Origin of the sequence: Marinobacter sp. THAF197a (assembly GCF_009363275.1) — a bacterium.
Taxonomy (GTDB): domain Bacteria; phylum Pseudomonadota; class Gammaproteobacteria; order Pseudomonadales; family Oleiphilaceae; genus Marinobacter.
Map to the genome: position 1 here is coordinate 3623835 of NZ_CP045324.1, position 25402 is coordinate 3649236.

19 protein-coding genes are annotated in these 25402 nt (G+C 57.6%); 10 read left to right on the forward strand and 9 right to left on the reverse strand.

The features are described from left to right. Window positions 1-29: 29 nt before the first annotated feature. From FIV08_RS16850 to FIV08_RS16860, 3 genes are all read left to right on the forward strand, one after another. Window positions 30-2216 (forward strand): TonB-dependent receptor family protein, encoded by a 2187-nt coding sequence (locus FIV08_RS16850; RefSeq protein ID WP_152439177.1) that lies wholly within the window; start codon window positions 30-32, stop codon window positions 2214-2216. 127 nt (window positions 2217-2343) lie between these two features. Further along, window positions 2344-3270, forward strand: coding sequence for an alpha/beta fold hydrolase (locus FIV08_RS16855; RefSeq protein WP_152439178.1), 927 nt, complete (start codon window positions 2344-2346; stop codon window positions 3268-3270). Between the two features lie 88 nt (window positions 3271-3358). Next, entirely contained in the window at window positions 3359-4930 is a 1572-nt protein-coding gene (locus tag FIV08_RS16860; RefSeq protein WP_152439179.1) for a cation:proton antiporter family protein, read from the forward strand. On the opposite strand, the gene senA is transcribed toward FIV08_RS16860, so the two are convergent. The 3 genes from senA to FIV08_RS16875 form a co-directional block, all read right to left on the reverse strand. Next, window positions 4900-6246 (reverse strand): selenoneine synthase SenA, encoded by a 1347-nt coding sequence (gene senA / locus FIV08_RS16865; protein ID WP_172972294.1) that lies wholly within the window; start codon window positions 6244-6246, stop codon window positions 4900-4902. The two genes, FIV08_RS16860 and senA, sit on opposite strands and share 31 nt — an antisense overlap. 352 nt (window positions 6247-6598) lie before the next feature. After that, window positions 6599-9712, reverse strand: a complete 3114-nt coding sequence (locus tag FIV08_RS16870; RefSeq protein WP_152439180.1) for an efflux RND transporter permease subunit — start codon at window positions 9710-9712, stop codon at window positions 6599-6601. Next, entirely contained in the window at window positions 9712-10878 is a 1167-nt protein-coding gene (locus FIV08_RS16875; protein WP_152439181.1) for an efflux RND transporter periplasmic adaptor subunit, read from the reverse strand. The genes FIV08_RS16870 and FIV08_RS16875 overlap by 1 nt, the downstream gene beginning before the upstream one ends. A gap of 172 nt (window positions 10879-11050) precedes the next feature. On the opposite strand from FIV08_RS16875, the gene FIV08_RS19950 reads away from it, so the two are divergent. Continuing rightward, window positions 11051-11653 carry a TetR family transcriptional regulator gene (locus FIV08_RS19950; protein ID WP_152439182.1) on the forward strand — a complete coding sequence of 201 codons (603 nt, stop codon included), beginning with the start codon at window positions 11051-11053 and terminating at the stop codon, window positions 11651-11653. On the opposite strand, the gene FIV08_RS16885 is transcribed toward FIV08_RS19950, so the two are convergent. After that, window positions 11654-13471 (reverse strand): SLC13 family permease, encoded by a 1818-nt coding sequence (locus FIV08_RS16885; RefSeq protein ID WP_152439183.1) that lies wholly within the window; start codon window positions 13469-13471, stop codon window positions 11654-11656. Between the two features lie 270 nt (window positions 13472-13741). On the opposite strand from FIV08_RS16885, the gene FIV08_RS16890 reads away from it, so the two are divergent. Continuing rightward, window positions 13742-15121: a sigma-54-dependent transcriptional regulator gene (locus FIV08_RS16890; protein ID WP_152439184.1), complete on the forward strand. Its 1380-nt coding sequence runs from the start codon at window positions 13742-13744 to the stop codon at window positions 15119-15121. A 2-nt stretch (window positions 15122-15123) separates the two neighbouring features. Beyond that, entirely contained in the window at window positions 15124-16188 is a 1065-nt protein-coding gene (locus FIV08_RS16895) for a transporter (protein WP_152439185.1), read from the forward strand. Between the two features lie 7 nt (window positions 16189-16195). Here the strand turns inward: FIV08_RS16895 and FIV08_RS16900 are convergent, their stop codons facing one another. From FIV08_RS16900 to FIV08_RS16920, 5 genes are all read right to left on the reverse strand, one after another. Beyond that, complete coding sequence (locus FIV08_RS16900) at window positions 16196-16660, reverse strand: hypothetical protein (RefSeq protein ID WP_228715447.1); 465 nt, start codon at window positions 16658-16660, stop codon at window positions 16196-16198. Between the two features lie 4 nt (window positions 16661-16664). Further along, window positions 16665-17357 carry a C39 family peptidase gene (locus tag FIV08_RS16905; protein WP_152439186.1) on the reverse strand — a complete coding sequence of 231 codons (693 nt, stop codon included), beginning with the start codon at window positions 17355-17357 and terminating at the stop codon, window positions 16665-16667. 15 nt (window positions 17358-17372) lie between these two features. Further along, window positions 17373-17708 carry a hypothetical protein gene (locus tag FIV08_RS16910; RefSeq protein ID WP_058092439.1) on the reverse strand — a complete coding sequence of 112 codons (336 nt, stop codon included), beginning with the start codon at window positions 17706-17708 and terminating at the stop codon, window positions 17373-17375. Window positions 17709-17768: 60 nt separating this feature from the next. Continuing rightward, window positions 17769-18860, reverse strand: coding sequence for a hypothetical protein (locus FIV08_RS16915; protein WP_058092438.1), 1092 nt, complete (start codon window positions 18858-18860; stop codon window positions 17769-17771). A 381-nt stretch (window positions 18861-19241) separates the two neighbouring features. Next, the gene (locus FIV08_RS16920) at window positions 19242-20834 is read right to left on the reverse strand and encodes an isocitrate lyase (RefSeq protein ID WP_058092437.1); all 1593 of its coding nucleotides are present in this window, start codon (window positions 20832-20834) and stop codon (window positions 19242-19244) included. Window positions 20835-21143: 309 nt separating this feature from the next. Here FIV08_RS16920 and FIV08_RS16925 point away from each other — a divergent pair, with 309 nt between their 5' ends. From FIV08_RS16925 to FIV08_RS16940, 4 genes are read left to right on the forward strand one after another with little or no spacing between them, the layout of a single operon-like run. Beyond that, on the forward strand, window positions 21144-22631 hold the full coding sequence (locus FIV08_RS16925; RefSeq protein WP_152439187.1) for a DUF1538 domain-containing protein: 1488 nt from the start codon (window positions 21144-21146) through the stop codon (window positions 22629-22631). After that, a complete protein-coding gene (locus tag FIV08_RS16930; RefSeq protein WP_152439188.1) occupies window positions 22628-22978 on the forward strand; it encodes a transcriptional regulator in 351 nt (116 codons plus the stop codon). The genes FIV08_RS16925 and FIV08_RS16930 overlap by 4 nt, the downstream gene beginning before the upstream one ends. Window positions 22979-22990: 12 nt before the next feature. Then, a complete protein-coding gene (locus tag FIV08_RS16935) occupies window positions 22991-23380 on the forward strand; it encodes a CBS domain-containing protein (RefSeq protein ID WP_058092434.1) in 390 nt (129 codons plus the stop codon). 14 nt (window positions 23381-23394) lie between these two features. Next, window positions 23395-25383: a cation:proton antiporter gene (locus tag FIV08_RS16940; RefSeq protein WP_152439189.1), complete on the forward strand. Its 1989-nt coding sequence runs from the start codon at window positions 23395-23397 to the stop codon at window positions 25381-25383. Window positions 25384-25402: the final 19 nt, after the last annotated feature.

Below are 25402 nucleotides of genomic sequence, written 5' to 3' on the forward strand. Positions count from 1 at the left end.
ATTCAATAACACCTGCACAGGATGCGATTATGCAACAACGTTTTACCCGCCGTTTTATCGTAGCCGCCATCATGGCCGCCTCCCTTCCTGCCGTGGCCCAGGAGCACACACTGAAGGAGCTGGTAATCATCGGGGACGAGACCTCAGCCGCCAGCCTGCCGGGCTCAGCCCATGTGGTAACAAACGAAGACCTGGAAACCATGAAGTACACCGACGTGCACCGAGTGGTAAAGGAAGTGCCTGGCGTTTATCTGCTTGAAGAGGAAGGCTACGGCCTGCGTCCTAACATCGGTATTCGCGGCTCCGGTTCCGGGCGGTCCGGCAAGGTTACCCTGATGGAAGACGGCGTGCTGATGGCACCTGCGCCCTACTCTGGGCCAGCCGCCTACTACTTCCCGTCCTTCGGCCGCATCAACGGCGTTGAAGTTCTGAAAGGACCAGACCTGCTCCGTTACGGCCCGGCCACCGTTGGCGGCGCCATTAACCTGCGTTCCACGCCGATTCCGACCACGACCGGCGGCCGGGTAACGGCGGAAATTGCCGAAGATAACGGCAAACGTATCCATGCCTGGTATGGCGCCAACAGCGAACAGGCCGGCTGGCTGATCGAAACTCACCAGCATGAAAGTGACGGCTTCAAAGACATTCGCCAATCCGACCGCGAAGCCGGCTTCGACAAGCAGGATTACGTCGCCAAGCTCCGCCTGAACACACGCCCGGACGCCGACATCTACCATCAGCTCGACCTGAAAGTGGATTACAGCGAAGAGCTGAGCCTGGAAACCTACCTCGGCCTGACCGACGCGGACTTCAATGCCAACCCGGACCAGCGCTACTTCGCCTCTGAACGGGACAACATGGACACCCAGCGCACCGGTTTCATGGCCCGGCACCTGGTGGATTTCAACAACGATGTAACCCTGACCACCACCGCCTACCGCAACGAATTCAAACGCAACTGGTATAAAGCGGCGGGGCTGAACTCCCTGATCAATGCAGCCAATGGCGGTGACGCCCTGGCACAGCAACAGCTCCGCGGTGAGGCGGATCTCGCCGGCATCGAGATCAAGAACAACGCACGCGAGTACGAATCACAGGGTATCGATTTTGTGGCAGATTGGGGCCTCAATCTGGCAGACATGCGCCACGACCTCACCTTCGGCCTGCGCTACCACGAAGATGAAGTAGACCGCCTGCAGCCAGTCGACACCTTCGACCAGGTCATCGTGAACGGCCGTCCGGTTCTGCAGTATGTCTCAACCACCTCCGGAAATGGCATCAGCGGCAGCAACAACGCCATTGAAAAAGCCGAGGCCTGGAGCACTTACATTGCAGACCGCGTTACCGTAAACGATCGACTGACCGTCACCGGCCTGCTCAGGTACGAGGATATCGAAACCAGTCGTGTACGCTATCAGCAAGAGGCCCGCACCGATGTACAGGACCGTGCCTCAAACAGCACCGGTGAACTTCTGCCAGGCCTGGGCGCAACCTACAAACTGGATGGCGGCGTCACACTTCTGGCCGGTGTTCATCGGGGTATGGCTCCGGCTGGAGCCGGCAGCACCGATGTTGAGCCCGAACTCAGCACCAACTACGAGCTCGGCGCCCGGATTCAGCGCGGCGCTGGTCGCTACGAGCTGATCGGCTTCTACAGTGACTATGAAAACACGGTCCAGAACTGCTCCGTAGCTACCCCTTGCGCTGGCGGCCAGGACACCGGTTCGGTCAGTCAGGGTGAAGCCCGCATTCAGGGTATTGAAGCCCTGGCAGGCTACGAGTTCGCTCTGACCAACGGCCTGTCTGTTCCGGTTGAAGCCACCTGGACCTACACCGATGCCGAGGTCACCAAAGACAGCGATTCCGGTAACGTTCTGAAGGGCGACAACCTTGTCTACCTGCCAGAGAACGTCCTGAACCTGCGCACCGGGCTGCGCGCCGGGGACCAGTGGGACGCCTACCTGAACGTGTCATACGTCGACGAAATGTGTATCGACAACACCTGCGACCGCAGTGGCACCGACAACACCTTCAGGAAGACCGAATCGCTCACCGTAGTTGATCTTTCCGGCAGCTACCGCGTTGCCGAAGGCGCCCGCGTCTTTGCCAAACTCGATAACGTGTTCGATACCCAGAAAATCATCGCTCGCTCACCCGATGGCGCCCGGCCGAACCTGCCGCGCACCGCATCTGTGGGCGTTACCGTTGATTTCTGATCGACGTCTCCACACAAAAGGCTGACGGACCAGCCTGACTCAGGAAAACTTCAGCCCGGCCATTGACCGGGCTTTTTTCTGGGTTAGTGTAAGCGTTCACAACGACCACAATGAAAAGGAGTTCTCCGTGCCGCGCTCTGCTCTTAACCTCGCCCTATTACTTGCAACCACACTGCTGATCAGCGCCTGCTCGAAACAGAGCATCTACGACAGCGCCATTGGCTGGGAGCGTTCCAGCGCCGGCCTTGAGACAGCGGAAGTGTCGATTGGCGAGTTGGACATTGCCTATCTGCGCAGCAAAGAGGCTGTAGAAGGTGACACCTTGGTGCTGATACACGGGTTCGGCGCTAATAAGGATAACTGGACGCGGCTGGCCAAGGAGTTCAAGGGCGAGTTCAATGTCTACGCCATCGACCTGCCCGGCCATGGCGACAGCAGCAAACCCCTGGACATCGGCTACCGGTTTGAAGACCAGGTGAACTACCTGAATCAGGTCCTGGCCGAACTGGGCGTGAAGCAGTTCCATATGATGGGTAACTCCATGGGCGGCGCGATCACCGCGCTCTACGCCGCCACCCATCCGGAGCAGATCCAGACCGCAGTACTGTTCGACCCCGCCGGTATCTTTGAGTATGAAAGCGAACTGGTAGATCGGGTGCTGGATGGTGACAACCCGCTGATCCCGAAAAAAGAAGGCGATTTCGATCGTCTGCTGGACTTCGCCCTGGAAAAGCGCCCGTTCGTACCCTGGCCGATTTTTGATGTGATGGAAGAAAAAGCCATCGCCAACCGGGAAGTGAACGAGGTTATCTTTGCCGCCATTCGCGACACCGGATTTGAGCCAGACTTCCGCGACGCCATTACCCGGATTGAAGCTCCGGTACTGGTGGTCTGGGGCAAGCTGGACAGGGTAATCGACTACCGCAACGCCGATGTGTTTGTTGAGGCTATCCCCAATGCTCGCAAAGTGCTCCTGGACGACGTCGGCCATGCGCCCATGGTTGAGGTTCCGAAAGAATCAGCACAACTGTTCCGGGAGTTTCTGGCCAACTAACACCCCTGACACCAAGCGCTACTACATTTGACACAGGAAAAAAGGTAGGCTTCCGGCTGCCACTTCAACACTCGACAAGAACTGGTTTATGCCTGAAGCCATCTGGATCACCTTCGCCTTTGTCCTTGGACTGCTTGTAAAAGCTGTTGGCCTGCCGCCGCTGGTGGGCTATCTGGCGGCCGGCTTTGCCTTGAGCGGCATGTCGGTGATGACTGGCATACCGGTGGAGGAAACAGCGGTTCTACAGCATATTGCACACCTTGGCGTCTTGTTGCTGCTGTTCACCGTTGGATTGAAACTCAAGCTCAGGTCCATCGTCAGTCCGGAAGTGATCGGCGGCAGCTTGCTGCATTTTTCGATTACCTGCCTGGTGTTTACCCCCGGTCTGTACTGGCTTCTTGACCTGGACTGGACCACGGCGCTGATGCTGGCCATCGCGCTGTCGTTCTCCAGCACCGTGCTCGCCGCCAAGGTTCTTGAAAGTAAACGGGAACTTAGAGCCTTCCATGGTCGCGTTGCCATTGGCATCCTGATCATGCAGGACCTGATCGCCTTGGTGGTGATGAGTATTGCCGCAGGCAAGTCACCTTCCGAATGGGCCTTGATGATTTTTGGCCTGCCGCTGCTTCGGCCACTCCTGTTCAAGCTGCTGGATGCCAGCGGCCACGATGAACTTCTGGTGCTGCTTGGCCTGTTGCTGGCTCTGGTTGTCGGGGGGCTGGGCTTTGAAGCCGTTGGGCTCAGCTCTGAACTGGGTGCCCTCATTTTCGGAGCCATGCTGGCCAACCACCCGCGCTCCCAGGAGCTGGCCAAGTCACTGTGGAGCGTCAAAGAAGTTTTTCTGGTGGGTTTCTTTCTGCAGATTGGCATTGGCGGCCTGCCAGACCAGCAAGCCCTGATGTTTGCCGTCGTCACCGCACTGGTTCTGCCACTCAAGGGCATTCTGTTCTACTTCTTGCTGCTGCTCTTCCGCTTGCGGGCTCGCAGCAGCTTTTTGACTTCTTTGTCGCTGACCAATTACAGCGAATTCGGCCTGATCGTCGCAAGCGTGGCACTACCACAGTGGCTGGTTCCACTGGCCATCACTGTCTCGCTGTCATTTGTCATTTCAGCCCCGCTTAACCGGTTTGCTCACGGCATCTACGAACGCGTCGCACATCGGATCGCCGGCTTTGAAAGCCATAAACGCCACCCGGATGAGCAGCCAATTTCACTGGGAGACACGAAAATTCTTGTTATGGGGATGGGGCGCACGGGAACAGCCACCTATGACTGGCTGCTTCCCCACGAACCTCGCCTGATGGGGCTGGATTCAGATCCGGCGAAAGCGGAAAAGCATCAGGAGGAAGGTCGCAACGTGGTGTTTGCCGATGCCGAAGACACCACCTTCTGGGAGGGCTTACATATGCCGGACCTGGAATCCGTGGTGCTGGCCATGAACGACATTGAGGGCAAGTTGATCGCTGCGAGGATGCTGCGCAAACTCGGCTTCAAGGGCTACATCGTGGCCCACACCATGTTCGCCGATGAGGCCGAGAAAATCCGCGAGGCGGGCGCTGACGACGCCTACCTGACCATGAGCGAAACCGGGGTCGCACTCGCCAGCCACCTCATGGAGAACACGGAGCTTCAACCGACGCAGGTGCGAAACCCGGTATAAACGTCACTGCGGAACGGCAGGTAAGCCTGCCGGTAGGTGCCACGAATCAGGTTGGATGATGTGGCACAGCTGCCACCCTTGGTGACCTTGTGTGTGGCAAACTGCAAGGTGGACATAAACGGGTACATGTCCACCTTGAAACCGTCATAGGGCAGGAAGTCGTTGGAGGTCCATTCCCACACCGAGCCAATCATCTGCCGACAGCCAGACCAACTGTCTCCGGCGGAATAGTCGAACACCGGATTCCGAGCCATGCTGCGGCCATCCAGATCAGCTCTCAAGGCATCCGGTGCCTCATTGCCCCAGGGATACCGGCGGAACGTATCCCCAGGCCGGTTGCCCAGCGCTGCCACTTCCCACTCATATTCCGTCGGCAATCGACGCCCGGCCCACTTGCAGAAGGCTTCCGCCTCCCAGTAAGTGACATGGGTAACCGGCGCATCTGCCTCCAGGGGTAACCACTGGTCAAACACCCGCTCCTGCCAATGGCCGTCGTGCCAGCGCCAGTACAGCGGGTGCCGGGGTGAGTGCATCAAAGGCTCCTTGCCCCCGTGCACCAGACTCACATCCTGCTCTGACTCCAGCCACTTCCGGCCTCCGAAAGACCACAGCTCCGGACGCTGGTAACCACAATCGTCCACAAACGCCTGAAACTCCCGGTTGCTCACCAGCGTTCGACTGATGGCAAACGCCGGCAACTCCACCTCGAACCGGGGTTTCTCAGCATCAAAGGCAAAGTCGTCTGTCGCAAAGTATTCAGACTCACCGGGCATACCAATCACCCAACGCCCGGCAGGGATTTCCACATCCCCGGAGATTGCCTCACAAGGGGCTGGCCGGTCGCCCTTGAAGTCCACAGGCGCCAGATACCCCACCGTCTGCCGGCACCAGATCAGCGATTCAATGTGCATGTTCTGGTGATAAATCGCATAACGGTAGAGATACAGCTCTTTGTCAGTGAGTTCACGGCTCTTGATGCGCTCTGCTACCCGGTCGTAGATGGCATTGAAGTACGTGAGCGTTTCCTCACGGCCGGGAAACAGATCCCGGCGCCAGCGATCCTTGTGCTCAACATGAAAGGAATCCCAGAGATCGTCCATGGATGGATCGAAGCTGGGCGTGCCATCCAGCAGGTTGAACACGAAGACCTCGTAGAAGAACGCAGAATGCCCCATTTCCCAGAGTGGTGGGTTCACACCAGGGTGGTAGGGAACATCCAGTTGCTGCTCCGGCAGCGTGCAGATCAATTGCTCCGTGCGCGACCTGGCCAGTTCCAACTCATCTAATAGCTGTAACTTTTTCACTTCAGCAACCATGGGCCGCAACTCCGGAGTCTGAATACGTTTGCCGTCTGGCTCGGTGGTATGAGCAGGTGGGGAAGGCCTTTCCAAAACACGCTGTGAATACATCCCTGTACGCTCTGCTCCGCCCCTCAGCGCTAATTGCTCCTGCGTCGCGCTGAGGGTCCTGGGCAGGCCATCCGTGGCCAGCCCGTGAAGCGCTTTCGCGCTCCACCCCTGGCTCCGCAAGGTTTTGGAAAGGCCTTCCCCACCTGCTCTTCGTACCTTCTGCCTGTCCGAAAGAATAACAAAGAAAAAACCGCCGGGGGCAGAAACCCGCGGCGGTTCAATCACTATCAATACGATAGGCGCAGAAAATCAGGCCACGTCAGGCAGCCTTCTTGCGCTTACGCCGCCAATCGGCCAGATCTTCGATCAGCTTGTAGAACAGCGGCACGAAGAACAGCGCCAGGGTACTGGCGGCGAGCATACCGCCTACCACTACCGTACCGATTTCCTGACGGGAAACCGCACCGGCACCGGTACTGAAGGCCAACGGCATGGAGCCCACGATGAAAGTCAGCGCCGTCATCATAATGGCCCGGAAGCGCTGGCGTGCAGCGGTGCTGGCAGCATCAAAGGAACTCATACCGCTTTTCCGGTTCTGGGCCGCGAACTCCACGATCAGAATGGCGTTCTTCGCCGCCAGGCCAATCAGCACCAACAAACCCACCTGGAAGTAGATGTCGTTGGGGAAGCCTCTCAGCAAAGACGCCAGAGCGGCACCGAACACACCGAAAGGTACCGCTGTGGCTACCGCAACCGGCAGGCCCCAGCGCTCGTACTGGGCGGCCAGGATCAGGAAAACCAAAAGCAGCCCCATACCGAAAGCGAGAATGCCGGAATCCGCAGAGTCCTGCAGCTGATAGGCTTCACCGGTCCAGCCCAGCAGGGTGTTACGATCAAACTGTTCCGACGCCACCGCCTGCAGGGCCGCCAGAGCATCACCGGTGGTGAAGCCCGGCGACGGATCTGCCAGCAGTTTGGCGGCCGGATACACGTTGAACCTGTTCAGGATATCGGGGCCGCTGACCCGCTCCAGCTCCACCAGGGAACTCAACGGAATCATCTCGCCATAGTTGGAGCGCACAAACACCCGGCGCAGGTCGTCCGGATGGCTACGGAACTCACCCTCTGACTGAAGATTTACCTGCCAGTTACGGCCCTGCAGGGTGAAGTCGTTCACGTAAAGGCCACCGAAGGTGCTCTGCATGGTGGTGAAGATCTGGTCAATCGGAACCCCGGCAGCCTGGGCCTTTTCCCGATCCACGTTGGCCTTGTAACGGGGAATGCCTGTATCCAGGGTCACCCGCACATTCTGCAGTTCCGGCCGGGCATTGGCGGCCTGGGTGAACTGGTCTGCCATGGCCTTGATCTCAGCCGGGGTGCGGCCACCACGGGCCTGTATATAGCCTTCCACACCTCCGGTGGTGGACAAGCCCTGAATCGGAGGCGGGGTAAAGGCAATCACGAATGCTTCCGGCATCCCAAAGCCAATGCCCATGATCTTGTTGGCGATGTCGGCCGCCTTCTGACCCTCGCCTTCCCGCTCTGCCCAGTCTTCCAGTGTCACGAAGGCCACACCACTGTTGGTCCGCAGGGCGCTGGAGATGATGTCGAAACCGGCAAAGGACACCACGTCTTTCACTTCCGGCAGTTGCATCATCTGCTCAACCAGCTGGTCGCGAGTGTCCGCCGTCCGGCTCAGGGCCGAGGTGGGGGGCAGCGAATAGGCCGCCAACACGAACCCCTGGTCTTCCTGGGGCACCAGGCCAGAGGGCATTTTGTTCAGCAGGAAAGCGGTGCCGCCAAGCATCGCTGCAAACAGCAGCACGCCAATCACCGCATGGCGCAGCAACCAGTCCACCACGGCAGAGAAGCCGTTAGTGAGTTTGTCGAAGCCGGCGTCAAACCAGCGGAATACGGCCAACTGTTTGCCTTCGTGGCCGAGCAACAAAGCACACATCGCCGGTGTCAGGGTCAGCGCCACGATACCGGATATCACCACCGACACCGCGATGGTTATCGCAAACTGCCGGTAAAGCTCACCGCTGAGCCCGCCCAGGAAGGCCACCGGGGCAAACACCGCCACCAATACCAGAGTGGATGACACCACCGCGCCAGACACCTGCTGAATGGTGAGAACCGCCGCATTGTAGGAAGACAAGCCCTGCTCCTTCATCAGGCGCTCGGCGTTTTCCATGATGATGATGGCGTTATCCACCACTACCCCGATCGCCAGTATCAAGCCGAACAGGGTCAGCAAGTTGACCGAGAACCCCAGTGCCTGCATGCCGGCAAAGGTACCAATCAGGGACACCGGGATGGCAATCAGCGGTATCAGGGTGGCGTTGAAATGCTGCAGGAACAGGAAGGTCACCAGCACCACCAGCAACACCGCCACAATGAAGGTGGAGATCACCTCCTGGATCGAGATATCAATGAACCGGGTGGTGTCGTAGGGCACGTTGTATTCCAGGCCCTCCGGGAAGCGGTCTGCAATTTCTTCCATGGCCGCGTTCACGGCATCGGCAGCGTCCAAAGCATTGGCGCCGGGCTGAAGGTACACCCCCATGGGCACTGTGGCACCACCATTGTACACCGCTGCGAAGTCGTAGTTCTGGGCGCCCAGCTCGATTCTGGCGACGTCTTTCAGGCGCAGGGAGGCACCCTGATCATCACTGCGCAGGATCACCTCACCGAACTCTTCAGGGCTGGTAAGCCGGCCCGGGGCCGACACGCTGAAGGTAAACGCCTGCCCTTCGGGCGCTGGTTCCGCCCCGATCCGACCCGCAGCAAACTGGGCGTTCTGGGCACGCAAGGCAATGGCTACATCGTTGGGAGTCAGCTCGTACTGGGCAAGTTTGTCCGGCCTCAGCCACACCCGCATGGAATAATCCTGGGCCCCGAACAGGGAGGCATCGCCAATACCGGGCAACCGCACTAACTCATCCAGCACGTTCAGCAAGGCATAGTTGGAGATCTCCACCACATTCATGGTGTTATCCGGAGAAGACAGGGTAATCACCTGCAGGATGGAGGTGGAACGGGCTTCCACTTTCAACCCCTGGTTACGGACGGACTGTGGCAGGCGAGCCAGCGCCTGCTGTACCCGGTTGTTGACGTTGATGGTGGCCTGGTCAGGATCGGTGCCAATCTCGAACGAGACCGTCACCCGGAAGCTGCCGGAGTCTGTGGCACTGGATTCCAGGTAGATCATGTTGTCCACGCCGTTGATTTCCTGCTCCAGCGGCGCCACCACCGAATCCGAAATCACGTCCGCGCTGGCACCCGGGAACCGGCCATCCACCACCACCTGGGGTGGAACTACGTTTGGATACTGCTCTACGGGCAGCCCGATCAGCGCCAGAAGACCACCAAGCGTGATGATGATTGAAACGACCGATGCGAAGATCGGCCGGTCGATGAAGGTCCGCAGCATCAGTCTGAGCCTCCCTCATCATCGGTATTGGTGACGTTTACCGTTGCGCCATCGCGCAGGTTAACCAGGCCGCTGACGATGTAACGATCACCTTCTTCCAGGCCGCCGAGAATGATCTGGCGACCGCTACTCACCGGGCCAAGCTCTACCCGGCGCGCCTTTGCGGTGCTCTCATCGTCAACCACATAGACCACCGGCCCGTTCGGCCCCTGAGTCACCGCTCTTTCCGGAATTGCGATGGCATCTTCGAAGCTCTGCAACTCAACCCGAACCCGCACAAACTGGCCTGGCACGATCACATTCTCCGGGTTACCAAAGACCGCGCGGGCCGATACTGTACCGGTACGCGGGTCCAGCGTGGAGGCGGTAAAGTCGATCTGCCCATCCAGCTCATATTCCTGGCCGTCGGCCAGTATCAGACGGGCGGCCACTTCCTGATCGCCGGCACCGCGCATCCCCTCGCGGGCAGCCCGGCGAATGTTGGCGTCATTCTCAGGCAGGGCAAAGCGCACATGAATAGGGTCCAGCTGGACAATCGTGGTCAGCAGGGTACCGGAGCTGATCAGACTGCCTTCGGGAAAATCTTCCAGGCTGGTGACACCGCTGACCGGCGCGGTTACCGAGGTATAACCAAGGTCCAGCTCTGCCTGTGCGACTCCGGCATTGGCCACCGCCAGATTGGCCTGGGCCAGCTCCAGTGCGGACTGGGCAGCATCCCGATCACGCTCACTCACCGCGTTGCGCTGGAACAGTGATGAAATCCGGTTCCACTCCCGTTCAGCCTGGCGCCGGTCGGCCTCGGCCACCTGGCGCTGAGCCTGGGCCCGTTGTAAGGCAGCTTCCGCAGGCTTGCGATCGATCCGGAACAGCGGGTCGCCTTCCTGAACCATCTGGCCTTCTTCGTACAGACGCTCTTCCAGAATACCCTGAATCCGCGCCCGCACTTCCACCTCACGGGCACCCCGAGCGCGGCCGGCATAATCCTGACGCACACTGATGTTTTCGGCCACGGCTCGCTCAACCACCACGGCTGCTGGCGGCATACCGCCGCCCTGCTGACTGCCTGTCTCGTCGTTACTGCAACCAGCCAGAATGAACAGGCATGACAAACCTGCGACCAAAAAGCCGTTGCGAGCCATCGGCCGGTGAACGTTATCAATGCGCATGGCGCGGTCTCCTGAAAACCGGTTTAAAGACATAAGGCGAGCCGGGATGGAATAGCGGGCCCGGGATAATACATAAAGTTAATAGGGCGCTAAAATACATCCATCCATGTATGTATGTAAACTAATTTCCTTTATACTTCGGTTTTTTCCCATCAGATGACTGCGATTAATCATGGCCCGAAAAACAAAAGCCGAAGCCGAAGCCACCCGGGAAGCCATCCTCGATGCGGCAGAATGCGTCTTTATGGACAAGGGCGTTGCCAAGACCTCGCTGGAAGAGATCGCCCGCAAGGCCGGCGTTACTCGCGGCGCGGTCTACTGGCATTTCCGCAACAAGGCCGACATTCTGGACGCCATGCTGGAACGGGTACGGGCGCCCCTGGGCGAGATGATGGATGAGACGGCGGAAGCAGATCAGGGGCTTGAGAGCCTGAAAAACCTGTGCATTGTCGCACTTCGTAAACTCGCCCAGGATCCCCGCTACTTTCGTGTGTACATGATCCTGTTCCATCGCAACGAATCCGACCAGGCCATCGCCAAACACCGGGAACTGGCCCGGGAAGCCACAGAATTTGTCACGGAAATCCTGGGACGCCCGGAAAACCGGATAAAGCTGCACCCGGAACTAACTCCCGCCCAGGCCGCATACTTGCTGCATACACAAATGCTGGGACTGTTTTTTGACTGGCTGGCCGATCCAGAGCAATGGCCGCTGGCTGAAGTGGCGCCCACCTTTGTAGAGGCTTACTTCCGGGGCCTGTTGGCCGAACGCTAGTCAACCCCAGACCCAGAGTATCATCGGCACTCCGACAACCGTCACGAGCACAGACAACGGCAAACCAAGGCGCCAGTAATCCCCAAAGCGATAACCCGCAGGCTCCATCACCAGGGCATTGGACTGATGCCCGATCGGGGTAAGGAAAGCACAGGAAGCGCCTACGGCCACCGCCATCAACACTGCATCCGATGCCAATCCAAGTTGGCTGGACACCCCGAGGGCTATCGGGGCGACCAGTATGGCAGCCGCCGCGTTGTTGACCACGTTTGACAACAACATGGTACCCACCAGGATGATGGTCAAGGCGACCCAGGCGGCCTGCCCTTGGGCAACCGTCAGGATCTGCTCCGCTATCAACGCAGCACCACCCGTGGTTTCAAGCGCCTGCCCTACCGGAATCATTGCGGCGAGCAGCACGATCACCGGCCAGTCGATGGCGCGGTAGGCCTCGCCGGCATCCATCAACTGCACCAGCACCATGGCCACCGCACAGGCCACCAGCGCCACGGGCGGTGTCAACAGGCCAGAAAGGATGATCGCGATGGCGGCGAGGAACACCCCGCCTGCCAGCCAGAGATTTTTCTCCCGGCCGAGGGTCAAGCCCCGCTCAGCCAGGGGTAGGCAACCCAGAGTTTGCAGTGTCGATAACAAATTGTCTTCATAGCCCTGCACCAGCAGGATATCCCCGGAACGGAATCGGATTTCTGCCAGGCGCCGCTTTAGTCGATGCCCCTGGCGGGCAATGGCCACCACGTTCAAACCGTAGCGTTCTCTCAGGTTAAGACGGTTGGCGGAACGCCCGATTAAACGCGACGATGGTGAAATCACGGCTTCCGTCAGTCGAACGTCCCCGGCTGCCACCTGCTCTTCGGTGCCCTCTCGGGGTGTCATTGGCTGCGACTCTTTTCCTTCTTCATCCTCGTCGTTCACCGCATTGGCAAGGACCAGTCCGGTTTGCTCAACAAACTCCTGCAGGCTCTCGGTGTCGGCTTCCACCAACAGCACATCGCCGAACTTCAGCACGTTGAAGGTTGATGGTGCTGGCGAGACCTCCTCTCCCCGAATCAATGCCAGTACCACCAGGCTCTTCTCGGTGCCGCCCGAGGTAAGCAGATTGTGCAGTGTGCCACCAGCAAAGGGCGACTCTTCCGGCACCTTCAGTTCGGTAACATACTCACCTACGCTGAACAGTTTGTCGCCACTGGCCGGGTCGTCGCGCTTGGGTGTCAGGCGCCAGCCAATCACACCGATGAACACAATGCCAACAACGGTAATGGCCAGCCCTACAGGCGCAAAATCGAACAGGCCGAAAGAGCCCGCTTCGCGATAACTGGCAATAATGATATTGGGGGGCGTGCCAATCAGGGTGATGGTGCCTCCCAGCAAAGAGCCGAAGGCAAGTGGCATCAGCAGCAAAGACGGAGAGCGCCCGGACTGCCGCGACATCCAGATCGCCACGGGCATCAACAGCGCCAGCGCACCCACGTTATTGATAAAGCCGGAACACAAGGCCACCACCAGAGTCAGGGTGATGACCTGCAGAACGGCGTTACGCCCAACCTTACCAAGCAATCGGGCGACGGCATCCACCACGCCACCGTTCACCAGCCCCTGGCTGATCACCAGCACAGCCGCCACGGTAATCACCGCCGGGTGGCCAAAGCCCGTGAACAACTGGTCGGGGACAACCAGGCCGGTGACAGCAACCGCCAGCAAGGCAAGCATGGCTACGATATCGAAGCGCAGGCGGTTCCAGATAAACAGGGCGAGGGTTGTGCCCAGAATCAGAAACACCGTCCATTGATCAGATAGCATGGCGCCACTCCACTCTTCGGCCAGACATGTCAGCTTTCCTTACAGAGCGCTTGTCAGTGCGCCCCAGCCCCATCTCCAACTCGCTGTATTGTCAACGCCCCGGAGAACTGGTGCAGAATCTGCTTGCCTGGTTGTCAGGGATTCCGCCTGCATGACAAAGCCATCAGCAGGTCACAGGGCCGTGGTCGACTATAGCAGTTTCCGCATTCGCTCCCCCAAGATTCCCAAGAGAAGCAGTCGGTTGTTCAGTCACTTTGCAGGAGCAAGGTTATGGAACAGAAACGACCGCTCGTCTGGTTGTCGGCGGATTCAGGCGAAAACACGGTACCGCCATCACTCACATCCCAGTGGGCGATTGTACCGGTTGATATCAATGCCCAATCCCTGGCCATTTTGCCGCACTGGCGGGGGCTGGCGGTGGGTGTGTGTGTTATTGCCGATCTCGAGCTTGCCGGGTTACCGTTGTTCGCGCCCTGGCTGGAGGCTTTACCGGTATCGTCCTGGCTCGCCCTGGTTCGGCGCGATCAGCTGCAACACCCCGCGGTGCGCCAACTGATTCGGGAATTCTGCCAGGATTACCACACCCTTCCCATCGCCCCCTACCGCCTGTCCGACAGTCTTGGCCACATGTGGGGCATGTCGAAACTGACCGAAGCACTGGCCAGTTCCGACCATGCCAGTGATTATCAGCAGTACGCTCTGGAGGGCCCTTCGAGCGCCATTCGCATGGCACGCAGCCTGGTTCGCAAATTCTCCATCACCAACGAGCCGTTGCTGATCTACGGCGCCAGCGGCACCGGCAAAGAGGCGGCGGCACGCTTCGCCCACGAGCATTCTGATCGGCGCACGCAGGTCCTGGTCAATGTAAACTGCGCCGCCCTGCCCGCTTCATTAACCCAGAGCGAGCTGTTCGGGCACGAACGGGGGGCCTTTACCCACGCCCTGAACAAGCGCATGGGCCGGATCACTGCAGCCGATGGCGGCACCCTGGTCCTCACCGGCGCCGATGAACTAAGCCTGGAACAGCAATCAGCGATCCTGCGGTTCCTTCAGGACGGTATCATTGAGCCTGTCGGCGCCAGCCGCCCGATAAAGGTCAACGTCCGCATCATCGCAACCTGCAGCGTGCCCTTGGAACAGAGGGTGGAACAGGGGCTGTTTCGATCCGATGTGTTCTACCGGCTGGGCAATCTGAGCGTGACATTGCCTACCTTGAAAGAACGCCTCGAGGACATTCCACTCCTGGCCCGCCGAGCGCTGGATGCCTGCGATGGCAGCCACTATCAGATCGGAAGCGACACCCTGGTTGCTCTGGCTCGCCATAGCTGGCCGGGCAACCTCCGAGAATTGCAGAATCGAATCCGCCAGGCGGTGCTGATGACTAAGTCACTGCATATTACGCCCGAAGACCTGGGGCTGGAGCCAACCGGCGCCCCTGCCCAACCTGACCGGTTCACCCTTGAGGCGTTCCGAGCCAGGGCTGAGGAGCAGGCCATCTCCACCAGCCTGTCACTTACCCACCAGAACGTTTCCGCCGCCGCTCGCCTACTGAAGATTTCCCGGGTGTCGTTTTACCGGCTGCTCGAGAAGCACAATCTGCAGCTCCCTTCCAGCATCAACCTGAACCCCGGAAGAGGGCAAGGAGACTGAACATGAAGCCACTGACCCTGATCGCGTTAACCGCAGCACTGGTAACCACCGCCAACGCCGCCCCGCCGGAGCCCGACGCAACTCCCAGATCAACCGCTGAAGCTGCCCAACAAAAGGCCGTCCAGGATTCTGCAACGGATATTGCCTCGATCACTGCCGACCGGGGTATCGTCACCCGCCCCGGCCGGTTTACCATCGAGCCTTCGTTCTCCCACGCCCACAGCAACGCCACCCGCGTGGCGGTGGAGGGGTACACCATCATCCCTGCACTGCTGATTGGGCTGATCAATATATCCGAGATACAACGGGATATTTTCGTCAGTGCTGTGTCTCTGAAATACGGATTCACCAGCCGGTTTGAGGGCAGTGTGCGGATACCGTACCTGAGCATCCGGGAGGACCTGCGGGAGAGGGAGATTTTCCAGGGCACGCCGGTGGATACCCTGCGGGAATCGTCAGGTGACGGCTTGGGCGATGTCGAGTTGGCAGTACGCTACCAGCTCAACGACGGGCTGGACGGCTGGCCCTATCTGATCGGCGTGTTCCGCGCCAAGGCACCCACCGGCGACGGCCCCTACGACGTCAAACAACGGGTGCTCACCGATAACGGCGGCAATCCGATCGGCATTGAACTGGCAGAGCGACCGACCGGGTCCGGATTCTGGTCGGTAGAGCCTGGCCTATCTTTCATCTACCCCACAGACCCCGCGGTGCTGTTTGGCAACCTGAGTTACGTGTGGACCATCAAGGAGGAGCAGGGCTTTGAAAACGGGGGGACCGTCGATCCGGGAGATGTGGTCCGTTTCGGATTCGGTATGGGCTTTGCGTTTAACGAACGGACGTCTTTCAGCCTCGGCTACGATCACTCGGTGATTCGTAAAACCACCTTTGAACACAACAACGACCTGTTCGCCGCCAATTTTGACCGCATTCAGGTGGGCTCGCTGGCCTTCGGCCTGTCTCATCGGTTATCACCGGCAACCACCCTGAGCCTGACAGTAGCCGTTGGCGTTACCGATAACGCACCTAACAGTGAGATCACACTGAAACTGCCGATCAACCTGTAACCGGCAATCAGGGCAGGATCAGAGGCAGGCCGGAGTCTCTGGGCAGGCGATAGACGCCACCCAGGTTGTTCAGTTCAATATTCAGCTGCCGGGTGTTCTGAATGACCGTGCTGTTGAGGCTGTTCTGGATCACGGTCATCCACCCCCCATTACCCGCAGCGCCAGACACCAGCTCCAGCCCCTGCAAGCCAGGAACGTTCGCGGACAGCACGGTTTCCATCTGGCTACTCCAGGCATTGGACACCGGGCGATTCAGGTCGGGAATCTGCAGTCTGTTGACCACCAGGGTATCCCCATTGACCGCCACCACCTGCTCGAGGCCAATGGCAATCTCCAGGTTGTCCAGCACAAACCCGCCCCGCAATTCGGCCAGTTCGCTATCGCTGAGCGGAGGGGCTGACACCCGCATGTCGGACCAGGCGAGCGGCGCCACCAACAGAAAAACCAGGGATAGACCGGCACCCTTTCTCATGATCTCACCACTCCTGTGTGCTGGGCCAATAGGGCAAGTTATGGCCAACACCCGGCCCCTTGAGACCTTTGAACAGCGGTGCCCGGGCCAGCCCCGGCCATTGGCCGTCTGCCAGGAAGCTGGACCGCCCCTGGTCCAGATGGCTACGAATCACGAACGCTGAGCCATCCCAGCTTTGCTCAAATTCAGCCCGACTGTAGGCCTTCAAACCCCGGGCGGGGTCTGCTACCAATACCTCGCGCTCACTGATGCCCCGAATAACCACAAAATGCCGGTAGCCCCCCAGGGTCACAAGAGCAATCACCGGCACCCGCACCTGCTCCCTCAGTCCACTCAGAGGCAGCCGGAATCCGTCGGCCTGATACCCCTCCGATTCCAGGTAGCGCTTCATATCGAGCATGGAAAAACCTTCTCGCCGAACCTTGTCTTCATCGGCGACGGCCAGCATCCCGACGAACACCTCCTGTTCATTGACCGGGTGGTCATAGTGAAACGACAACAACGTGGCCAGCGCTGCAGAGCCACAGCTGAAATCGTACTGTTGCCGGAAAACATCCTGGTATCGCTGGTCCAGAAAACTGCTGACACTGACCTGTACATCGCCCCCGGGACCGGGAACCAACACGGTTCCGGCAAAAGCCGAAGGCCACAGCAGGGTCGCCAGAACACCCGTCATCAGCTGTCTTAATCCCGCCATGGCCCGCCTCCGGTTTCAATGGTTGATGAGTATGTTGATCTGGGTACTGTCCTGTATGACTACCTGATTACCACTGTTCTGAATCACCGTGGCGACGCCGTTCATATTGTCGAAGGCGTGGTCGCTGATCCGGTTGTCGCCGGTAATGACCGGGCCGGACAATACGTTGCCACTAACCAGCCCATTTTGCTGGGTTTCGTTCAGCTGCCATTGCATGGAGATGCCCTGGCGACCGCTGGCGGAATCCAGCTGTTCGGCACTCAGTGGTTCTACGTCAGGCCAGTCACCCGCGTTCGCCGTTATGGCAAACAGGCTGCCCAGCACCAGTAAAAGCGTGACGCACCTTGTCATGACACATCTCCCGACAACACAGGGCTGCCCGGTTCAACACCCGGAGCAGCCCTGATTGCCTCAGTTGGTGCCACCACCCGCGTTGAGGTTGGACATCACACTGACGTTGGCCTGAGTCACGCTACCCACGCCCGCGTTCTGGGCGAAGGCTCCGACACCAGTGAAGTTAGCGGAGCCACCGGAAATCTCATTTGAGGCCCGGGTATCCACATAGGAGCTTTCACCGTTAGCACTGCCGTAGGTGACGTTGGTCCCCGATACAGAGCCATTGAGCTCGGCATCGTTCATGAACACTTCCAGGGACAGATTCAGCGTGGTGGTGCTGTTATCTGAATTGTCGCTGCTGTCGGTGTTGTAGGAATCAGTGGCGTTGGTGGAGTTATCGGAACTGTCACTGTTGCCACTGTCAGCAATTTTGAACGAATCGCTGATGTTAGTGCTGTTGTCGGAATTGTCAGAGTTATCGGAGTTATCCGAATTGTCTGAATGATCCGAGTTATCGGTGTTACCGCTGTCGGCGATCTTGAAGGAATCGCTCACGTTGGTGCTGTTGTCCGAGTTGTCGCTGTTATCCGAGTTATCGGAGTTGTCTGACATGTCGTTACCACTGTCCGCGACTTTGAACGAGTCGCTGACATTGGTGCTGTTGTCCGAGTTATCGGAGTTATCTGACATGTCGTTGCCGCTGTCTGCGATCTTGAACGAATCGCTGACATTGGTGCTGTTATCCGAATTGTCGGAGTTGTCTGAGTTATCAGACGCATCGGTATTGCCGCTATCGGCAATCTTGAAGGCGTCGGCAACATTGGTGCTGTTATCCGAATTATCCGAGTTATCGGAATTATTGGAGTTATCCGAATTGTTCGAATTATCGGAGTTGTTGGAATTATCCGACATGTTGTTGCCACTATCGGCAATCTTGAACGAATCAGACACATCGGTGCTGTTGTCTGAATTGTTCGAGTTATCGGAGTTGTCGGTGGAGTTGTCGTTACCGGAATCCGTGTTTCCGGAATAATTGGTGTTGGCAGAGGAATTGTCATTGGCGTTGTTGTTGGGGTCGCCGTCTCCTCCCTGTTGTGCCATAGCGTAACCGGAGATACCCATGCTCATGGCGATGGCAGCTGCTAGCAGACTTTTCTTGGTATTCATGATGTCATTTCCTTTGAGTTTGTTGGCTTTTAGGAATCCGACCCAACCCGCCAGCAACCGGGTAAGCCAAGGTCCAGACCCGCTCATGTATTGGAGCGATTACCGTGCCAACCTTACCCAGCAGCCATTATCTATCTGACTCATATAGATTTTTAGGAGTAATGCTGCTCGGCACCAGAGCGAACACCAGGACGACCTGTTCCATTACTGAAACAGCAGGTTTTAACGACACTTGGACAAACGAAAAAGAAAGGCGGGGAATCAGGCAGATAGCCAAAAATCAGACGTGTTAAAAAACAAAACCCCGCAAAGCAAAAGCCTTGCGGGGTCTCTGGTAGCTGGCAGGCACCGCGTGCCTGCCGGACAACCGGAACCGGTCGATTAACCGAACTGGTTCATGGTGTTGTCTTTACCACCGGCCTTCAGAGCCGCTTCACCAGCGAAGAACTCTTTGTGGTCATCACCGATGTTGGAACCGGCCATGTCCTGGTGCTTCACAGTGGCGATGCCCTGACGGATTTCCTTGCGCTGAACACCTTCAACGTACGCCAGCATGCCTTCGTCACCGAAGTAGCCCTTGGCCAGGTTGTCGGTAGACAGAGCCGCAGTGTGGTACGTCGGCAGGGTGATCAGGTGGTGGAACACACCCGCTTCACGGGACGCATCACGCTGGAAGTTACGGCACCACTCGTCAGCCAGCTGGCCCAGCTCAGTGTTGTCGTACTCGGCGCTCATCAGCTTGGCGCGGTCGTAAGCAGATACATCCTTGCCTTCTTCCTTCATGGCATCGAATACCTGCTGACGGAAGTTCAGGGTCCAGTTGAAGGACGGGCTGTTGTTGTAAACCAGCTTGGCGTCGGGCACTACTTCCTTGATGCGGTTAACCATGGCAGCGATCTGACCAACGTGCGGCTTCTCGGTTTCGATCCACAGCATGTCTGCGCCGTTCTGCAGGCTGGTGATACAGTCCAGAACAACACGGTCTTCGCCAGAGCCCGGCTTGAAGCAGAACAGGCCAGAGGCCAGACGCTTCGGCTTCAGCAGCTTGCCGTTGGACTTGATCACAACGTCGCCGTTCTCGATCTGGGAAGCGTCTTCGATGTACTCGCCGTCCAGGAAGCTGTTGTACTGGTCGCCCAGGTCACCCGGCTCGTTGGTAACAGCGATCTGCTTGGTCAGGCCAGCACCCAGGGAGTCAGTACGGGCAACGATCACGCCGTCGTCCACACCCAGTTCCAGGAACGCCAGACGAACCGCGTTGATCTTGGACAGGAAGTCGGCGTGCGGAACGGTTACTTTACCGTCCTGGTGGCCACACTGCTTCTCGTCAGATACCTGGTTTTCGATCTGGATACAGCAAGCACCGGCTTCAATCATCTGCTTGGCCAGCAGGTAGGTTGCTTCGGCATTACCGAAACCAGCGTCGATGTCAGCAATGATCGGCACAACGTGAGTTTCGTGGTTGTCGATCTGCTTGATCAGCTCAGCGGCCTTGGCGCTGTCGCCAGCGTTTTCAGCTTCTTCCAGGGCACGGAACAGGTGGTTCAGTTCCCATGCGTCAGCCTGGCGCAGGAAGGTGTACAGTTCTTCGATCAGGCCAGAAACCGCAGTCTTCTCGTGCATGGACTGGTCAGGCAGCGGGCCGAACTCAGAACGCAGGGCAGCAACCATCCAGCCAGACAGGTACAGGTAGCGACGCTTGGTGGTACCGAAGTGCTTCTTGATGGAGATCAGCTTCTGCTGGCCGATGAAACCGTGCCAGCAACCCAGGGACTGAGTGTACTGGGAAGAATCGGCATCGTAAGCAGCCATGTCTTCACGCATGATCTTGGCGGTGTACTTGGCGATGTCCAGACCAGTCTTGAATTTGTTCTGGGCGCGCATGCGGGCAGCGTGCTTCGGGTTGATGGCATTCCAGGTCGGGTTCTGCTTCAGAATCGAAGCGATTTGGTCGACGTCTTGTGCGTAGGGCATGATCTCTATCCTTTCTACGTTTATGTTCAAAAGGGTCGGAAACGCTGCTGCCAGCAGCTTCCGGAGCCAGCCACCTGCTTATACAACCCGGCAGGGGATGACGTTGGGCGTAACTGTAGTGCTTTCCGATTTATAATTGAAATTTATATGGTGTATTTTCGGCATTTTTCTGGTGAATACCAAAAATGGATAAGCCGGTAGACCAGAGCCGTTCTTGAGCCCGGTCATTTTGGCCACGCTATAACATGCTATGATTCAGCCACTTGATTAATATCACGCCCCCGCGACGACGGGTAACAGAGGTATCCGGTGTTCTACATCCGCGCTTTCGGCCACTCGCTGCTGCACGCACTGAAGAATCTGTTTCCGATTATTGCGGTGGTTGTGTTCTTCCAGTTGGTCGTACTTCAGCAGATGCCGGACAATACACTCAGCATGGCCATTGGTCTCCTGATTGTTGCTGCCGGTGTCGCCCTGTTCCTTCAGGGCCTTGAGCTGTCGATTTTCCCGGTGGGCAAAAGCCTTTCCAACCAGTTTGCCAAGCGGGGGTCGGTACCTATCCTGCTCTCGTTTGGTTTCGCCATGGGTTTCTCCGCCGTGGTGGCAGAGCCCGCCCTGATTGCCGTAGCCCAACAGGCCCAGGAGATCAGCGAAGGCAAGATTGACGCTCTCACCCTCCGGCTTCTGGTCGCCACGTCGGTTGGCGTGGTGATCGCCCTCGGCGTGTTCCGGACCATCTTCGGCTACCCGCTGCACTGGTTCATGATCGTCGGTTACATCACCGTGGTCATCGTCACCTGGTTCGCTCCGGAAGAAATTGTCGGGCTGGCCTACGACTCCGGTGGAGTCACCACCAACATTGTTACCGTGCCGCTTATTGCTGCCCTGGGCATCGGCCTGGCCGCTTCCATTCGGGGCCGCAACCCGCTCACCGATGGCTTTGGCCTGGTGGCCCTAGCGGTCATGGTGCCCATGATTACCGTGCAACTCTACGGCATCGTGGTTTACAGCGGCGGCGTATCCGACGAAGCGGGCCCCATACTCCTGCAGGACGAAGGCGAAGCCATCTCCGGCGCCCTGAAAATGCTGTTGGAACTGGCGGAGATGTTCAGGGACGTGCTGCCCATCATCCTGACCATTCTGTTCTTCCAGTACATCGTCCTGCGCCGGGGTCTGTCCAATCCGCCGAAGATTCTGTTTGGTTTTCTGCTGGTTATTCTGGGCCTATATGCCTTTGTCGTCGGCCTCAAGATGGGCCTGTTCCCCATTGGCACCAGCATGGCGGAACAGCTGATCGCACTGGAACGCTTCGGTTTCATTTACCTGTTCGCCTTTATGATCGGATTTGCCACCACCATGGCCGAGCCGGCCCTGCTGGCCGTGGGCAAACAGGCCGAAGAAGCCGCCTCCGGGCGAATCAACGGCAATGCCATCCGCATTCTGGTTGCCCTGGGCGTGGCGGTTGGCATCAGCATCGGGGTGCACCGGATCATTGTTGGCGGCTCCATGCATTACTACATTATGGGTGGCTACACGGTGGTCATCATCCTGACCGCCCTGGCCCCGAAATATATCGTGGCCCTGGCCTACGATCTTGGCGGGGTCACCACCTCCGAGGTGACCGTGCCACTGGTGACCGCCCTCGGCATTGGCCTGGCCACCAATATCGAGGGCCGGAGTGTGTTGATTGATGGCTTCGGCCTGATTGCTTTCGCTTCTATCTTTCCTATTGTTACCGTGATGCTCTACGCCATTGTCATGCAATGGCGGGCAGACCGCAGAGAGGTGCACACATGAAGTTTTCCGTTCTAGTCGCCATCGTTCCGGAAGAGCAGGAACAGGAATGCATAGATGCCGCCCGCGATCTGGGCGCCGGCGGCATTACCGTACTTTCCGGTCGGGGTATCAGCAACACAGCCAAGAAGACCTTCTTTGGCCTGACCTACGACGGCAGCCAGAGTGTGCTGGTGATGGTTCTGGAAAAGGGCCTGTCCTTGCAGATACTCAAATCCATTCAAAAACTTTTGATGCCGGCGGAAAACGATTCCCAGGGACTGGTATTCACTCTGCCGCTGGAACACCTGGGCGGCATTGATATGTCCCAGTTCCAGAAGTTTGAACAGCATCTAAAAGAAAATATCTAAGGAGCACCGGAGATGAAACTGGTCAAAGAGGTCATGGTTACCGACGTGGTTTGTGTTTCCCCCTTCGCCAAGCTGCGGGAAGCCCTGAGCCTGATGAAGAAACATAACGTGAAATCCCTGGTGGTCGAAAAACAACACCCAAATGATGCCTACGGCCTTATTACCTACACCAATGTGCTCAAGACCGTTGTCGCCGAAGAAGGTGACATTGACCTACTGAACGTTTATGACGCCTGCGCCAAGCCAGCAATCTCGGTTGGGAAAAGTCTCGCTGTTCGCCAGGTCGCCAGCCTGATGACCGAACACCGGGTAAAACGCATCCTGGTACTGGAGGACAATGACCTGCTGGGCTTTGTCACCATGGACGACATTATGGCGGTGTTGCTTGAGCAGGTTGAGTAACCGGTCCCCTTACTATGGCTGAACACGCTCTGACACAACTTCTGATGCTACTTGGAGCCACCGTTACGGTGGTTCTTCTTTTTCAGAAATTGAGGATTCCGCCAAGCCTGGCCTATCTCGCCGTTGGGGTAGCATTGGGAGCCAATACGGCTGGGCCCGTTGTATCTGAACATTACATCCGGATTATTGCCGAGTATGGCATCGTCTTTCTTTTGTTCACCATTGGCCTCAGCTATTCCGTGAGCCAGATATACGCATTGAGGCACACCATTCTCAGCCTGGGCACAGCACAGGTTGTCCTGACAACGATTATTGTTGGCCTGGCCGCATGGCTAATCGGCGTTCCGGCCGCTGCCGCCTTCGTTATCGGGGCCGTGTTCGCCCAGTCTTCGAGCACCATCATTATTCGCCAGTTAACCGATCAAAACGAAGCTCAGTCCCGACACGGCAGGCTGGGGATAACCCTATCAGTGTTTCAGGATATTACGGCTGTTCCATTTATCGTCATTATTCCTGTACTGGGAGTGGCAGCGGCCCATCAAATCACTGGCGAACTCGGGCTCGCCCTGCTCAAGGCCGGCATTGCACTTGTGCTGGTACTGATTGTTGGGCGATATCTGCTAAAGCCACTGTTTCATCTGGTAGCGGAGAGACGCTCAGCGGAACTCTTCACACTCACCGTGCTTTTCGTATCGCTACTCGCAGCCTGGACTACAGAAGCATTGGGTTTATCCATGGCCTTTGGCGCGTTTCTTGCCGGGATGATCCTGGCTGACACCGAATTCAAACATCAAGTCGATGCCACCATCCGCCCCTTCAGAGATGTTCTTGTAGGGCTGTTCTTCGTTAGCGTCGGGATGCTTTTTAACCCTGAGGTATTGCTTGAGATCTGGCCAGAGGCACTGGCAGGCGCCAGTTTTCTGATCATTACCAAGCTGCTCATCGTGACAATCATTACCCGCCTATCCGGAATCGATTTAGCAACGGCCTTCCGGACTGGGATTGTGCTCTCGGTGGGTGGTGAGTTCGGGTTTGCCTTGCTGACCATCGGAATAGAGAGCGGAACCATAGGCGGATTAATTGCACAGACAGTTCTTATGTCTGTTCTAATCTCAATGCTTATAAGTCCATTCCTGATGCACCACAGCGACTATTTAGCCAACCGTCTGTTTGTTCAGAAATCCAAAGTGGACAATCAAGAACTGATGGGAACCGGGCAACCATCCGATCTTGGCGACCACGTGATCATTTGCGGATACGGCCGAACCGGGCAAGTGGTGGGCGCCTTTCTGGAAAAGGAGGGCATCCCCTTTCTGGGCCTTGAGCTTGATCCCAGTATCGTTCAGGAAGCGCGCCTCGCCGGCCATGCCGTTTACTGCGCCGATGGTGCTAACAGGGAAGTTCTTGAGAATGCAGGGCTAGCCAGTACTTCGATTTTAATCATCACCCACAATGATCTCGCTTCCTCATTACAGACACTTCGGATAGTTCAATCTATCAGACCAGACCTCAAAACCATCGTACGAACCAATAACGATCGCTTTGAACAGGAGTTGCGAAACGCCGGTGCCACGGAAGTTATACCGGAAACGCTTGAAACCGGCCTGCTGATTGCCTCTCACCTTTTGCTCTCGCTTAAAGTACCGGGAAGGAAGGTAGCCCGCTATCTCGCGGATCAAAGGCGGAAGAGGTACCCGATGCTTAAAGAAATTTTCCGAAGCGACGTCGACACACTTCTGGATGAGAACCCGGATGCCGAGATACTGCACGCAATACGCGTTTTTGAAGGGGATCCCGGAGTCAACAAAACCATTGAGCAGCTTATCGCCCCATACAGCCGAATTGCGGTCTCCGCCCTTGTCAGAAACAACAATCGGGTAAAAGATCCAGAGTCGGATATCCGCCTGACCTCTGACGATGTTTTAGTAGTTCTCGGGCCCCAATCGGAAATTGATAGCCTTCAGCTAGAAATGACCGGTATTGAGCCAACCAGGGGAGCATAAGACTGGCTCAGTGAAGATT